Annotated in this window: 9 protein-coding genes; 6 read left to right on the plus strand and 3 right to left on the minus strand. The window is 51.7% G+C overall.

Translation table 11 applies throughout. From position 1 onward, the window contains the following. Nucleotides 1–182: 182 nt before the first annotated feature. The gene (locus tag O2S87_RS15450; RefSeq protein WP_475409667.1) at nucleotides 183–1,244 is read left to right on the plus strand and encodes a 2-hydroxyacid dehydrogenase; all 1,062 of its coding nucleotides are present in this window, start codon (nucleotides 183–185) and stop codon (nucleotides 1,242–1,244) included. A 558-nt stretch (nucleotides 1,245–1,802) separates the two neighbouring features. On the opposite strand, the gene O2S87_RS15455 is transcribed toward O2S87_RS15450, so the two are convergent. Together O2S87_RS15455 and O2S87_RS15460 are read right to left on the minus strand one after the other, a co-directional pair. After that, entirely contained in the window at nucleotides 1,803–2,078 is a 276-nt protein-coding gene (locus O2S87_RS15455) for a PadR family transcriptional regulator (RefSeq protein ID WP_475409668.1), read from the minus strand. A gap of 125 nt (nucleotides 2,079–2,203) precedes the next feature. Continuing rightward, on the minus strand, nucleotides 2,204–2,476 hold the full coding sequence (locus O2S87_RS15460; protein WP_475409669.1) for a hypothetical protein: 273 nt from the start codon (nucleotides 2,474–2,476) through the stop codon (nucleotides 2,204–2,206). 291 nt (nucleotides 2,477–2,767) lie between these two features. Here O2S87_RS15460 and O2S87_RS15465 point away from each other — a divergent pair, with 291 nt between their 5' ends. The 5 genes from O2S87_RS15465 (at nucleotide 2,768) to O2S87_RS15485 (ending at nucleotide 14,337) form a co-directional block, all read left to right on the plus strand. Then, nucleotides 2,768–6,082, plus strand: coding sequence for an ATP-binding protein (locus tag O2S87_RS15465; RefSeq protein ID WP_475409670.1), 3,315 nt, complete (start codon nucleotides 2,768–2,770; stop codon nucleotides 6,080–6,082). Further along, nucleotides 6,079–6,720, plus strand: coding sequence for a DUF7680 family protein (locus O2S87_RS15470; RefSeq protein WP_475409671.1), 642 nt, complete (start codon nucleotides 6,079–6,081; stop codon nucleotides 6,718–6,720). The genes O2S87_RS15465 and O2S87_RS15470 overlap by 4 nt, the downstream gene beginning before the upstream one ends. A 1-nt stretch (nucleotide 6,721) precedes the next feature. After that, a complete protein-coding gene (locus tag O2S87_RS15475; RefSeq protein WP_475409672.1) occupies nucleotides 6,722–9,595 on the plus strand; it encodes a DUF1156 domain-containing protein in 2,874 nt (957 codons plus the stop codon). Between the two features lie 63 nt (nucleotides 9,596–9,658). Continuing rightward, entirely contained in the window at nucleotides 9,659–13,591 is a 3,933-nt protein-coding gene (locus tag O2S87_RS15480; RefSeq protein WP_475409673.1) for a helicase-related protein, read from the plus strand. Nucleotides 13,592–13,899: 308 nt separating this feature from the next. Further along, a complete protein-coding gene (locus tag O2S87_RS15485) occupies nucleotides 13,900–14,337 on the plus strand; it encodes a DUF7313 family protein (protein WP_475409674.1) in 438 nt (145 codons plus the stop codon). Nucleotides 14,338–14,606: 269 nt separating this feature from the next. Here the strand turns inward: O2S87_RS15485 and O2S87_RS15490 are convergent, their stop codons facing one another. Beyond that, a complete protein-coding gene (locus O2S87_RS15490) occupies nucleotides 14,607–15,404 on the minus strand; it encodes a hypothetical protein (protein WP_475409675.1) in 798 nt (265 codons plus the stop codon). Nucleotides 15,405–15,654: the final 250 nt, after the last annotated feature.

Raw genomic sequence — 15,654 nt, forward strand, 5'->3', positions numbered from 1 at the left:
GCCGCGTTGCGGTACTCATTCCGGCCGCGTTGCCGCCAACGATCAGCACCTGCGTGCCCATACCTGATGGCTGGTGCGATCAGGGATATATACTGTATGTGATTCCCAATAGTATAGAATTGGCAACGAGGTTTTATCTCGTAAGCTTATACTGTATATTGGATTCAACAACCCCCGACACTATGGACATATTCATAACCTCAAACTTCTCGGAAGAGAGTATCGAGCGGTTGGAATCACTCGGTTTCGACGTGGAGTCTGACCCAATCGAGAACCGTGACGGGCGGATGCCGGTTGAGACACTCAAAGACCGGCTCGTGGGAGTCGATATCTTCATTTCGGGTTTCGAAGGTGTGCCAGCTGAACTTATCGACGCTGTCGACCTCCAGCTAATCGCTTGTCCCCGCGGCGGACCGGAGGCCAGTGTCGACATCAATGCGGCGACCGAGCGTGGCATTCCAGTGTTGTACGCCCCTGGTCGGAACGCTGAGACGGTCGCCGATCACACAGTAGGGCTGTTGCTCGCGGCGACACGGAACATCGCCCGCGCCCACCATCGCCTGCGGATGGGCAAAGACACCGGCGAACCTAAGGCGGATGCGGCCGCGGGCGGCGAGCGTGAGGACGTGACCTGGGGGATCGGCTCGGAGTCACCGTACACCACGCTCCGTGGGCCGGAACTTGGCGGCCGGACTCTCGGGCTCGTTGGCTTCAGTCGTATCGGTCGACGAGTAGCCAAGCGCGTTCACGACGGGTTTGGCATGGACGTCATCGCCTACGACCCGTTCGTCGACCACGTCGAGATGGAGCCGTTCGGTGTTGAGAAGACGACCGACCTCCAAGACCTCTGTTCACGGAGCGACGTAGTTAGTCTCCATGCCGCAGTGGCACCGGGCTCACGTGGCATGATCGGCCCCGAGGAGTTCGCCGCCATGCCCGACGACGCCTACTTTGTTAACACGGCTCGAGCAGCGCTGATCGAAGATGGTGCGTTGCTTTCGGCGCTCGAAAACGACGAGATCCGCGGTGCTGCCCTCGATGTATACCCAGAGGAGCCAATTTCCGAGAACGATCCACTCCTGGAGATGGACAACGTTGTCACGACGCCACACATCGCCTCCGCTTCACAGGATGTCATCGACCGCCACAGCAAACTCACAGTCGACGATATTGAGGCCCTTGTCGAGGGCGATCGGCCGATGCACGTCGCAAACCCTGAAACGCTCGACAGCTTTAGCCTGTAACTCGCTTGACTGACCCCGTTGATGATTATGAGATGGAGTAGTCTCAGTACTTCACAAAGCCTTCCAGCTAAGAGAACGTATCATTGGGCCGCCAGAGGAACGCGATGACCGCATCTCAGATGTCGACCGAGATGCATTGATCGAGTGAATATTGCAAGATACTGACTCTCTGTCTCAGTAAAGAACTCACCAACAATCTTCTACTCAAGAGCGTTCTGCATAAATCGAGTTGGGGAGGGGGAGTCCATTTGAAAGTCGAAGGTAGAACCATCTCCAATACCAGTACACCCCTGTCGAGTGTATACGATGATATTTTCTGTTATCAGAAAAAGAAGATTCACACCCCAACTGTCGAGTGTAAGTCCCCGAAAAGACGCAGTAGGGGGCCGCTATCGACGTATCTGCTGACAGGGTGTTAGACACCACAGTACAGTGGCCACCGTCAGAAGGCCCTCAGAGTCTCCATCGCAACCAAGTCGGAGACCGCGGAGACGCACCCTTGGGCGTGCGCTTAGACAGCGGGATGCCGAACAAGAGCGGTGAGTGTACGGGTATGGCTCAAGCCGCTACATACTGCTCTTCCCAGTCCGAACGGGCGTCGATCTCGCGTCGTCCACGTCGAGTTATCGTATAATTGTTGGTCCGGCGGTCTAGTTGACCTTTCTCGACGAGTCCTTTCTCGACGAGAGTGTCGAGGTTGGGATACAACCGGCCATGGTGGATCTCCTTTTCGTAGTAGTCTTGAAGTTCCTCTTTGATTCCTAAGCCGTGTGGCTCGTCAAGACCAGCGATGACATACAGTAAATCCCGTTGAAATCCTGTTAGATCGTGCATCTGTAATATCCTAATTTGGGTTATAATACAAAATTGATAAATTTGTCGATCTAATCCACAGTTCTAGACAAGAACGACTGTGATGGATGGTTGGGCGTCGGTAGAAAGGAGATGGTGTAGTGCTCTCAGTCGACTGTTGTTAGTACTCGGATGTCGGTGTCTGAATGGTGTTCGCGCTGACTGTGTGCGCCGTTTTCAGCAAGGAATTCCTCGATGCGATCAGCTAACGAACTGGCTTCTTCTCCGTCAATATGGACAATGAGCGTAGGATGCTCAGAACGACTGGAATCAATGACGAGTGAGATTGTTTTGAACTCCGTAGATCGCCTGTAAGATGCAAACTCTTCGTCGACTCTGGATGCCAAGTCCTCCAGAGAGTCGACTGAGTCTGAAGTCATAGTCACATAGATGAGAGAAGGCGATTAAAAAGTGAGTTACTTGATCCTGACCGGACCGTTGTCGACGCCAGTCTCACGAGATTCTAACCGAGTTGGAGCATTAACGCGATTACGCTCACAATTAACTCAACGTAGAACTCATAACAGAGTGGCTCAGCGTGAGTACCTTTGATAAAAGATTTAGTTACTAGGGTGTTGGATATCCTATATCCGGATGCTTACTAATCAAAATAAAACATTAAAATATGGTGGGAAAGCTAATTGCTCCATTCCTCAATTGGAGATGGCAATATGAGCAGCAGTGAGCCAACAGGATTATTTGATGCCTGTACCCCTCGGGAAGACGTCCTTGATGGGACTCTGCAAGAAGATCAATTTGCAGCCAGTCTAGCAACTGTCGCTCACTCCCCAGATGATGCAGCCCCTGTCTACAGGGACGTGACACAGTTCTTCGATATGACGTATCCAACTGCGGGACTACAAACGTTACTCAGCAACCTCGCTGGACGATTTCTTGCAGGCGGTGGCAAGGACAATGGTGGCTACTCTAGCAGTATTCTGTGTCTCGACACCCGTTTCGGTGGTGGGAAGACACACGATCTCATTGCCTCGTACCACTTGGCTACAAATCCGACCGCTATCGAAGATATCCAGCGCCACCTCGTCGACGGAGCGAGCGAAGTCGGCAGCTCGTATCTGGATGCGGTTGATGACGGCTTGTCGGTCGACACGTCGGTCTTTGTAGGCGGACACGTAGATGCGCGCAATGCCCGAAGTGATCGAACAGATCCAGACGCCCCAAATACTCGCACGATGTGGGGCGAAATTGCCTACCAACTCTATGGGCTTGAGGGGTACGAGTATCTGAAGGAATACGACCAAGATCGGAATGCTCCTGGTGGGAATACACTGAAAGGACTCTTCGATCTCGGTGATGACCCCGCACTGATCCTTATCGATGAGATTGCAGCCTATCTTGAAGCAGCATCAGCAGTCGAAGTTGGCGAGACAACGCTTGCTAGCCAAACGCTGAGTTTCGTTCTTTCTCTGCTCGAAACTGCATCAGAGGTCGACGGTGTTACTGTCGTCTACAGTGTCGCCGATACCGCATTCGCGGAGGAAGCAGAAGAAGTTCGGACACTGGTCGATGAACTCAATCAAATCGGACGACGACAGCACAAAACCGTCACACCAACCTCTGAAGACGAGGTCGGGCAAGTGCTTCAACACCGGCTGTTCGAGGATATCGACCGTACTACGGCTGCATCGGTTTCTGAGACCTATTTCCAATATTACGCCGATAGCGCCCGTCAGTTCCCGCAGGAAGCAAACGATGCGATCTACGTCGATCGACTGGAACAAGAGTACCCGTTCCACCCCACGATCATCGACACGCTCACCGAGAAAATCGATACTATTCCGAAATTCCAGCGAACGCGGGGTGCACTCAAGCTGCTGGCCCGTGCAGTCTACTATCTCTGGAATCACCAGCCCGATCATTACGACCGCCACTGGATACGGCTCTATGATCTCACGCCCGCAGACAATGCACCTGATGGGAGTATTGATTCGACGCTTCGTGAGACACTCTTCGAGTTCGTCGACCTGAGTGCGGCTGTCTCGGCTGACATCTACAGTGAGGACGGCACGGCACACGCGCAGCTTGAAGACCGCAAATGGATCGAGAAGGGGATTCCAGCGTTAGGAAGTCACCTTTCGACGACCGTGCTCTGGCACAGTTTAGCCTATGGTGAACGGGCAACCGGCCTCACGCGAGCGGAAATGAACGCCGCCCTAGGCCATCCAGACGTTAGCTTCGATAACTACGACTCGGCCTTAGAGGCTCTTGCAGGTGGAGATATGCATGTCGCGTGTTACTATCTCTATGACGAGGAGCGTGTCCGGTTCAAGTCCGATCCGAATCTCATACGGATTATTGACCAACGTGTGGACAACACGCCGGACGCACAGGCGAGAAACCGGTTCGAGTCACGACTGGAGAACTCCGAGATCGGCAGTGGCGGGTTCTCAACTGTCGTCTTCCCGGAATCACCTGCTGATCTCCCCGACAAGGTATCCCAGCCACAGCTCGCAGTGATGCATATCGATACTGCACCAGTTTCTGATGGTGGTAGCGAGGTTCCGGAGAAGGTTCAGATGCTGTATCAAAAGGCTGCCTCGAAGCACGGGGGCGAAACCCAGAGTCGGGTCTACAAAAACTACGTCCTCTTTTTGGCACCTGACAAGGAGCGTATCCAGGGTGCCATCGACGAGGCACGCCAGTTAGAGGCAATTGAGGCTCTGTTGGACGATTCCCAGCAGACAGCTGACCTTTCACCCGAACAGATCGAGGAACTACGTGAGCGACGGAACCAGACACACGGGCTGTTAGGCGAACTCGTTCGGGGGGTGTATCGGCATCTCTACTACGTCGACCGAGACGGGCTGACACACTTGGCGATCAACGCAACCGAAGCCAACGGTGGGACGACGCTCGTGAATGCTGTCGAAGAGACCCTGGAGGATCAGTTGATTCGTGCTGATGCCGCCCCGAAGGGTGTTGCTTTCTTCAAGCAGAAGCTCTGGCAGCAGACCCAGGACAGCATGACGACCCAACAGTTGGTCACCCAGTTTGCGAAGAAGCCAGGACTTCCGTACTTACTCAATACGAAGCCACTGCGAAAGACGGTCGCCAAGATGGTCGCTGAGGCAGGGTACACCTACTGGGACAGCACTGCTGAAGCGTCTGGTGTCGCCTACTGGGACGGCGATGAGGATGATCGGCCGGAAAGCTGGCAGAAATCGAATCCACTGTCGGCCTCACCGGATGTTCGAACCAGCATCCGGGATTCAAACGTGAAGATCGGTGACGAGTACACCGTCTACACAGATGTCGACGCTCTCCTTAGCGTCCACCACGATTCGATCCGTCCGCCAGAAACTGAGGAAGTGGTGTGTGAAGAAGACGGCTGTGACACTGAGGTCGACGAAGCAGGAGCGTACTGTTCTGAACATGACGAACAGCTTGTCAAAGACTACTGCACGAACTGCGGTACTATTGTTGAGGATCAGACCGAGCTGAATCCCCGTGGGCTGTGTTTGGACTGTGCCCAGCCGAACGATTGGGACCAGTCGACCGGTCTGATGGCGGCTTCCAGAGCGTTCAACGAGGTTCGGACGCACGCGCTCGGCAAAGCAGCCTCGGGTGGTGATCCAGGTATCGACCACGTGCTCATCGAAGTCGGTGGTGAAGACCAGCTCTCGAAAGGCTCCTTTATCGCCCAGCGGCAAGCATTCAAGAGCCGCGCAGCGAACGTATCGGTACGGATGGCATTCGAGACGGAGTCGGCAACTGGAGCCCGGTACGAGGCGTCCTTTACGGGCGATATCGACGAGTTCTCGCGTGTGACGAACCAGCCGGACCCATTCGACGGGGCTTCACGGGTCGAACTCAAGTTCCGAGTCGAGTTCGACGAGCCGGAGCCGATCACGGATGCCGAAGACGATGTGCTTGCAGAACTACAAAGCGAGCTTGGGCAGACGAACATCGATGTGAAAATCCAAGGACGAGGACCGGTCGAAATCCCCACAGAGATCAGCCAATGACATCACATTCACGATCAGCCGTCGACTCAGTGTCCGCGACGCCGGACGACGAGCAGTTCTCGCCACGCAGCTTCGGCAGCAGCGTCTACGGGGGTCGGCCGACGTTTGCCGTCGTCCGCCGGGACGATGCCGACGGTGCGGTACTGACGTTGTACGAACTCCTGCCGGATGCCCAAGCGGCTGCCCGGCAGGATCGTCTAGTGCGTGAAAACCCGAATCGGGGACTCGTGACCGACCCCTTCGAGGCGGTGTTTGGGGAGTCGACAGAGCCCGAAGTCGAGCAGTGGGAGTGGGACGACTGGACCGCAGTGAAGATCACGCGACTCGCCGGGAGTCGACTCCGGTCAATCATGCCACTGGTGCGGGAAACACTCAGTGAGGCCGAGCTTGACGAATCGGTCATGACGGCGACCGGCTCTACTGAGCTGTTTCTGCCGGAGACGGTCGGTGTCCGGCTTACGCTGGGGTTTCTTGGTGTAAAACCGATCCAGCGTGTCGACCGGATGCGGGCGTTCTGTCGTGGGATTGCGCGAATGAGTGATGAAGAGTGCTACTACTGGCACTCGAAATGTCGATCACCGTCGTCACCGAACGGTGAAAAAGCACTGCGGATGCTATTAACGGATCACGTGAATTAAAATGAGAGATGAAACAGATCTAACGGACGAACTAAAGCCATTAGCTATCGAAGGTAAATTACCACTAAAGGCAGTAGGTATAGAGAATCTCAAAGAAGCGAATCCAAAACACTTACCACCTCACCGATATCTCCATCCTTGGTTTGCACGTCGACCAACTCCTGCTTCAAGATTAGCTATACTTGCATCAGTGCTTCCGAAAGAAACTGACCCTGACGATATATTAAAATGGATACAGATTGGTCCAAATAGGGATATAAATCAAACTCGTAGTGAGTACGTAGAACAAAAAAAAGCAACAGAGAATGATCGATCTGGAAAACTAGAGGATCACTACGGATACCCTCGCCCTTTTACCAAATCACCGAGTCAATCTGATCGGAGAGAGATTCATAAAAAACTGCGTGAACAATGGGATGACGAACTTCCAACAATAATTGACCCAACTGCAGGTGGAGGAGTGATCCCATTTGAATCACTTAGATATGGGTTGCCAACAAAGGCCAATGAATTAAACCAGGTTCCCTCTGTACTATTGAAAGTGATGTTGGAGTATGCCCCTAAGGTCGGCTCACTTGACTCTGACCTTGAGAAATGGGGCAAAACAATCAACAAGAAAGCCAAGGAGAAAGTCAACCGATATTTCCCAGGGCAGGAATCAAATACAACACCCGATAATTATATTACAACATATCACATTACTTGCCCATCATGTGGATGTGATATCCCGATCGCCCCCAAATGGTGGATTAGAACGCGAAAGAGTGCTGACAAAGTATTAGTTAAGCCAACAGTCCAATCTGATGGATCGATCAATTATGATACAATAACTAATCCTTCTTCTGACGAATTGAAAGAGTTTGACCCAAATGATGGGCCGGTATCACGAGGAGGGAATGTTGAGTGTCTGAAGTGTGGTGTTGTTACTGAAAACAATGATGTCAAAGAGAAATTCAAAAAAGATGATTTTGAATATAACGTTATCTGTGTGAGGACTATCGATAGAAATGGTAAATATGGTTTTAGAAGTCCAACAAATGCAGATATGGAGGCTCATGAAGCAGCTAGAGAAGAAATAAAATCAGATTACAAATTATCTACATTCCTGAACGATAACATTCCCTCTGGATATAACACAGACCAACCTCAGAGACATGGTATTACTGAATGGCGAGATTTGTTTTCGCCGAGACAACTTCTGTCTCATTACGCTTTTCTTGAAGCTGTAAATGAATCTAAACCAGACATATATGCAGAATACTCTAGTGAGCGTGCTGAAGCCATTCTTTCTATTATTACTTTATCATGCAGTAAACTAATTGATAGAAACTCCCGTCTTTCTGATTGGGACACGAACAAAGGGTATCCCAACCCAATGTTTAAGAGCAACAACTTAAGTTTTAATGGGATATTTACTGATAATAATATAACTATTGGGGGTATGGATTTCTTTTCCCAGTTAAATAAAGTGTCTGAATCATATAAAGAGATTGTGTCATACTTTCCAGAAAATGTGGAATCAGCTGAAGTGACGTCAGTAGACGCAGCATCTTTGCCATACGATGATGGAGAAATCCAAGCTGTAGTCAACGATCCACCCTATTATAGTAGTATCATGTATTCTGAACTCGCCGACGTGTTTTATGTGTGGATGCGAGAATATCTTGGTGATGTTTTCCCAGAATTATTCAATTCCAAGTTGACAAATAAAGATGACGAGGCGGTGGCTAATCCGAGTCGATTCAAAGACGTTGCTACTGACACTGCTTCAAAAGAGGAACTAGCTAATCAGTTCTACGAAGAAAAGATGAGTGACATTTTTTCTGAACTTTATAGAGTCCTTGAACCAGGTGGGGTTATGACGATCATGTTCACACATAAAGAGACAGATGCATGGGATACTCTCACAATGTCTCTTATCAATTCGGGATTTACAATCACATCGACACACCCAATTACAAGCGAGATGCCCCAACGTGCGGGCGTTCGCAAGAAAGCATCTGCAGATAGTACACTTCTGCTTACTGGCCGAAAACCATTTGAAGACCGTGGTTCTGAAAACGAGATCCCTACACTTTGGACCGATGTCAAGACAGATACGAGAAAAGCCGCAAAAAAGGCAGCTCGAGACCTCATAGACTCAGGTCTGAGCCTCACGAAGACAGATGTCATTATCAGTGCCTTTGGACCGACTCTGCGCGTATTTGCAGATGCATACCCAGTTGTTGACGATGAAGACAATGATGTCAAGCCTCGACGTGCTCTTGAAGAAGCCCGTGAGGCAGTCACGCAAGTACTTGTTGAGGAGTATCTTGAAGTTGAAGGTATAAATGATCTTGATGACATTACTGAATGGTACGTCCTCTGTTGGTTGGTTCATGAAGCGGAAACGTTCTCTTATGACGATGGTCGACAGTTGGGACTCGGCATCGGAGTCGACATTGACGAAATCAAACGGAGCACCAAGACATGGCGGAAGAGTCGGGGAGATATCAGTCTCCGTGGACACGAAGACCGAGTACAGAACATAAACGAAAAGCCAGAGAACCGATCTAGCCGGACACCAGTGAATCCCGACGATCTTTCGTTCGGTCTCGCACTGGACAAGGTCCACGCAGCGATGCAGGTCTACCATGTCCAAGGCGAGAGTGCCTGCTGTGATTGGCTGCGAGAACGGAACTTCGACTCAGACTCGACGTTCAAATCCACCCTTCAAGCACTGCTGCAGGTACTCCCCCACGATCACGAGGACTGGGAACTGGCCCGCGATCTCGCAGCCGGTCGCACACGCGATGTTCTCGATCTGGATTTCAGTCCGAACGTCTTCGCCGAAGATAGCAACCAAACACAGCAGAAAGGGATCGACGACTACTGACGCAAACTGGTACGCTATCCCAATTATATAAGTACAGCATTGGCATAATATAAAGAACACGTTATGTCGACACTCCCTGATCGAACCTGGTCTTCTATCTACGAGAGCCAACCCAGTTCCGAAGGCTCCTATCTCGTCGACGAGTTCTACGTCCCGGCCCTTGAGCGGTCGATCCGATACGACCGGATCGCTGGCTACTTCTCCAGCAGCGCGCTCGCGGTCGCCTCGAAAGGCATCGATGCACTCCTGAAAAACGACGGTGAGATGCGGCTGGTTGTCGGGACGGAACTGTATACGACCGACCGCCCTGTCCTGGAGGCACTTACTGACGAACTCTCCGACTCTCTAGAGGAACTGGACGACGAACAACTCGATGCCCAGCTCCAACTGCTCGCACGCCTGCTCCGCGAGGGTCGACTGCATATCAAAGTCGCTGTCCCCCGGCAGGGGTCGTGGCGCATCTTCCACCCAAAAATGGGAATCTTCCACGACGACACCGGGAACGCAATTTCGTTCGAAGGAAGCGTCAACGAGACCGTTGGCGGCTGGAAGAACAACTACGAACGGTTCAAGATCCACCGCTCGTGGGTCGACCAGCAGTCCGCCTACGTGAACAGCGACGTTGAGACCTTCGAGCGTCTCTGGGAAGACGACCATCCCTACGTCAAGGTCCACGACCTCCCGGAGGCCATCGTAAAAAACCTCATTGACTGGAAAGACCCGGACTCACAGACACAACTCGAGGAAGCCGTGCAGATCGCCCGTGGGGAAGCACCCCCGACCGAACGCGACAAAGCCAACATCATCGCCGATGGCCACCTCTCGCCGGGTGGACTGGCCCTCGCCGAAGAAGCGAGTACGATCACCCCCTGGCCCCACCAGCGTGTCGTCTCGGATACGCTCGTCAACACCTACCCGAACAGTTTCTTGCTCTGTGACGAGGTCGGCCTCGGGAAAACCATCGAGGCTGGCCTCACACTCTCCCGCCTCGGTCTCACGAACGAACTGGAGACCGGGCTGTTGCTCGTCCCGGCGAGCCTCGCCGTTCAGTGGCAAGAAGAGATGTGGGAGAAGTTCAACCTCAACACCTACCGATACGAGCGTGGGAGCGAGTACGAGTATGCGTTCATTGACGCCTTCGGACGAGAACAGTACCCACCAGCAGCATCTGAACTCAATCTCGATGATCAAGAGCACGAACAAGCATGGATAGAGAGCCCAATCTGGCGATTCCTTCACGAGTCCCGTGATGACACAGCGACCAATTCACCTTCTGTTGTCATCATGTCGTGGCACACGGCCCGCCTCGAAGATCGGTGGAATCAGGTCGCCCCGAAAGACGGCACGGATGTCCGAACCCGAGAAGATGTCCCTGCGAGTTGCCGCGGTCGACAGGCATCGAATCGGGAGGGCGTCTGGGATGCGGTCATCGTCGACGAGGCACACAACGGTCGTAAGGGGAGTAGTTTCTACACCATGCTGGAACGCCTCCGCGATCACACACAGACGTACTACCTGCTCACTGCGACACCGATGCAATTGCACGCTGGCGAGCTGTACGATCTGATGTCACTCCTCGATCTTCCGGGTGAGTGGGATAATCAAGATGACTTTAAGAAGTTCTTCGAAACCCGTCGTGCACTCGACACCGCGCTCGACGAGCAACTGGCTGGCGATGAGTCCGCTGGTGACGATGCGTCGTGGTCTGCACAAGCGACGCTTACGGAGAACCGGTATCAAGACCGACTTACAGGCGAACGAAGCATCTCCGACCGGGTACTCGACGCGCTTGGAACGGAACTCGAAATCAAAAACGAACAGCAGGCACGAGCGATTGCAAAACAACGAGTGCTTCGTGCCTGTGACCTCGCCAGTGATTATGGCGAACACTACGACGGCTACATCGAGAGCTTCGAGAGGGCACTTGACGAACACGACATCAATCGGTTCGAGGCGAAAGAAGACGAGAAGCTGAAATACCTGCTGTATCCTGAGTGGAAGGCCGACGAGGAGTGGCTGACATACTCACGTAACGAACGCCTCTCCGCGCTTGATGAGCTGACTGAAGGAGGCTGGCAAGTCGTCCAAGAGATCCTCTCGGAGTCGACGCCTGTCGATGCACTGATCCATCGAAATACTCGAAGTACGCTTCGCAAATACGAGCAGGTCGACCTTCTTGACGCGACAGTTCCGACACGCGACCCAAAACAGCGAAAAATCGAATTGACCGAGGAGACCCGCGATGTGTACGACCGAATCGACGACTACACACGGAAGTTCTACAAACTCGCCCAGCAGTCCGATGAGGCAGATACACGAGCAATCGGGTTCGTCATGACCACCTACCGGCAGCGGCTGACCAGTAGTGTCTATGCGATTTCTCAGAGCCTCCGAAACCGGCTTACAAAACTTCGCGGCCAGCGGACAGTCATGCAGGGCAAACAGCAAGCTGGCGACAAAACGAGCGATTCCACGCAGGTTGCGATGGATGCCATGGATGAATACGATCTCGATGATGTCGGCGAATTAGATGAGTTAGACAAGGAACTCGAAGAGATCGATCTCGCTGAAATCATCCCCAATGTTACAGATGAGGGACTGTACCTCCTGGAACAAGAAATCGAGGAGTTGGAATCGTTTGCTGATGAACTCGAAGATATCACACAAGATCCGAAGATCGGCCAGCTGAAAGAAGACCTCGACGAGATTGATCGAGACGGGCACAACAGGGCGATCATCTTTACCCAGTATACGGATACGATGGATTTCATTCGTCAAAGTCTCATTTCGATTCATGGCGAGACTGTTGCAACCTATTCGGGACGTGGAGGAGAGATGTATGACCGTGAGTCCGGGAGTTGGGTTACGGTCGGGAAAGAACGTGTCAAGCGTGAGTTCTCTGCCGATGATGGGACCGTAGAGATACTCATTTGTACGGACTCTGCGAGTGAGGGGCTTAATCTCCAAGAGTGTGGTGTCCTGATCAACTACGACCTCCCGTGGAATCCAATGCGTGTGGAACAGCGGATTGGTCGTATTGACCGCATCGGCCAGGAGTTCGAGGAGGTCACTATCCTGAACTACAGCTACGAAGATACCGTTGAAACGGACATCTACGAACGTCTCGATACCCGAATCGGTCTCTTCGAGACTGTCGTTGGAGAGATGCAGCCGATCCTCTCCGGCGTCAGCAATCAGATTCGGTCCGCAACGCTGGAAACTGATCGAACCGAAAGTCGTGAAGCAGTCGAACAAGCTGACAAGGAATTCTCCGATCTACTCGATAAAGAAGAAGACAGTGACCGGGTCGATGTCGGCGAGTCACTGGAGACCGTCGACGAGGATCTCGTTAAACAGGATGTTATTGATGAAGCGAAACTCGACGCTTGGCAATCGTACCGACATCCAGATATAGCAGACGGCGGGGACAACAACAAAAACTATCAGTACAATCCACCGTTCGACACTGCTGGTCTCGAAGCAGTGCTCACACAGTCAGAAGCACTCACTGATGTCGGAGTTGTATTCACACCAGTTGACGAGCTAGCGATAGCCGAAAGTATCGATATCGACTCGGATGAGTTCACAGAGTCATTGTATCGCCTCGAATCTGTTGAGTTCGAACTCCCCGAGATAGGTAGCGAACAGACACTTTCGAGCGAAATTGCGCCTGGAGAAAGCGAAACGGCAGTAACGTTTTCCGCAGCGTGTGCCGATGAGTACCCATCGTTGCAGTATCTGGCCCCTGGCAATCCCCTCTTGAACCAGCTCATCCAGGCCTGGCACGATGCGAGTGAAAAAACGGAACGATTCTCGAACCATGTGGAGAGTCGTGATACGGAGACAGAGTCGCTTGTTTGTGGGAGGGGACGAGATGGAGATATTATGCGAGTCGACAAAGACGGCACTACTCCAGCCACCATCCCTGTAAGTGAACTTTCTGGGTGGCTTGGAGAATTCCTCGATAATCGTGAACCGAATAGCACCACTTCTTAATCAGGAATCTTGTCGACTTCAATCAAAACAAACAACAACAACTCACATACATAAAATCGAAATGTCAGAGGCAGACCTAGTCCCCGTTTCTCGCACCTCTCACTCCAAGTGCAAATGTCGCAATATCCGAGTTTGGAAACTCTATAGAGCGTGTCTCTGTGTTCACCGATAGAACCCAGCTCGCCGCCGAGGATCCGGAGCTCACCGTTGATATGGAGTCTACTCGAGCGCTTTCGATTGCCGACACGCGGCTGCTGTCGCCGTAGCAATTGGAAAAACTCTAATGAGCCGTCTACACAACGTTAGATATGGACCCACTGCAGTTTCTCGTTCCGTTGGGCTGGATCGAGACCGTCGGATCGATTATTCCAATCGCTATTTTATTACTCTTCGTCACAAACATTGGCACACGAATTAAAGAAAACCGAATGCAGCAACGACAGGCTGACAATGGTCAGGCGCTCACTCGCCATCCACTAAACACCTTTGTGACGATGGGAATCGTCACGATGGGCCTATTGTTCGTTCTCTACCGGCCGACCAGCGGGATGATCATGATGCTCCCGATTATCGGGCTGTTTATCGCTGATGTCTTCGAACTCGAAGGTCGACGCGTCGAGGCTGACAACGATCTCGACTTCGAGTGGCCGAAAGCAACCCTCTTTTCGCTCGCGTTGGCTCTTATCTATGCGTCCTACTACGCGATGGCACCGCTGTACGGACCGTACTTAGATCTGCTTTTCTAAGACCCGCTTCCATCGCGGCAGTTTTAGTGGCTGACCCTGAGCTCTGTTGTTGACCGAACTAGACAGCTGCTATAGAGCGTTTGTTCCATCGTCACAAGTGAACTTATTTCGCTTGTATCTCCGTCGATTAGTATCGATATCTGTTCTATGTACCAGACATTGTACTGTTCATTCAGCTACTATGTAAACTGCACTTCTACAGCTCAAAATTCACCAACTCATCCAACTATAGAAGAGGCTATGAAATAATTACTTGATATTTGGAGCAACTAGAAAATTCCTTGAGATTTTAAGTGTCGTGTGAAGAATTCGGGAATCTTCCCTCGACGGTTTTCAAGGAATATTTCGACATCATCGACGTTCGGTGGGATTCCCAACTGCAGCACAACCGACCGGTCCACACCTTTTGACATGAGGCGTAACTCTCCAAAGTTCATCGACCCCATCTCCAACATCTGATCAAAGTTGCTTGCCCACTTACCCATCTCGTAGTCGGATTCTTCAAGCATATCGACTAACATCCCATAATACTTGACCAGAATAAATCGAACGTCATCGTTCACGAGATCAAGGATTGTTCTGATACACTTGCTTAGTTCTTCATCTTTTACGTTTGCTTGCCTAGAATCGATCATAGACTTATACGTATATCCCCGAAGCCACTGATTTGCAACTACCACAATTGGCTCCAGCGCTCCGTGCTTGGTTTCTCGGTTTTTTGGGTCGACATTGTGTTCATCATCCTTGGTGAACTTGAAAACCTGATTCAATTGTTGTGTGATCCGCATGAGTTTGTCGTAACTGTATTCTGTCGTATTCTCACCAATAACCCACCTTTCTGGGTTCTTCATCACCAGCCTGTAGAGCGTGTTCTGCTCTAAGGGATCGATAGTCGGGTTCCGTATCAACAATTTCTCCGGAATCTCGATGTCTTCGAGAGTTCGATCAAGTTCGTCTTTCGCTGAGGAGATCTCTGAGTCCGAGAGCCCTTTATTCGAGAGATATTCGTCGACATCGTAGTCAGATTTAAGATATCGTGAACGAAGGAGAACCGACGTGTACCGCATCGATGCATCTTTGAGCTGCCGAAGATCGTTGCTACCAAGCGCGGTAATGAGTTTGTTCGGGTTGTTCGTAGCCTGTGAAGTAGCAGGAGTGACCGATTCCTCCGTATCGCTATCTAATTTTTCGGTCGCGTCTCAGGATCGTTTAGAACCAAGCCAACACTCACCGCAACGAAGTAGCAGTTGATACGTTAGAGGAAGGGGACTGTTTCGGTGCTAGAATGAAAGAGTCCCCAATCGAGATTACACTCAC

This window comes from Halohasta sp. A2, from assembly GCF_056175805.1.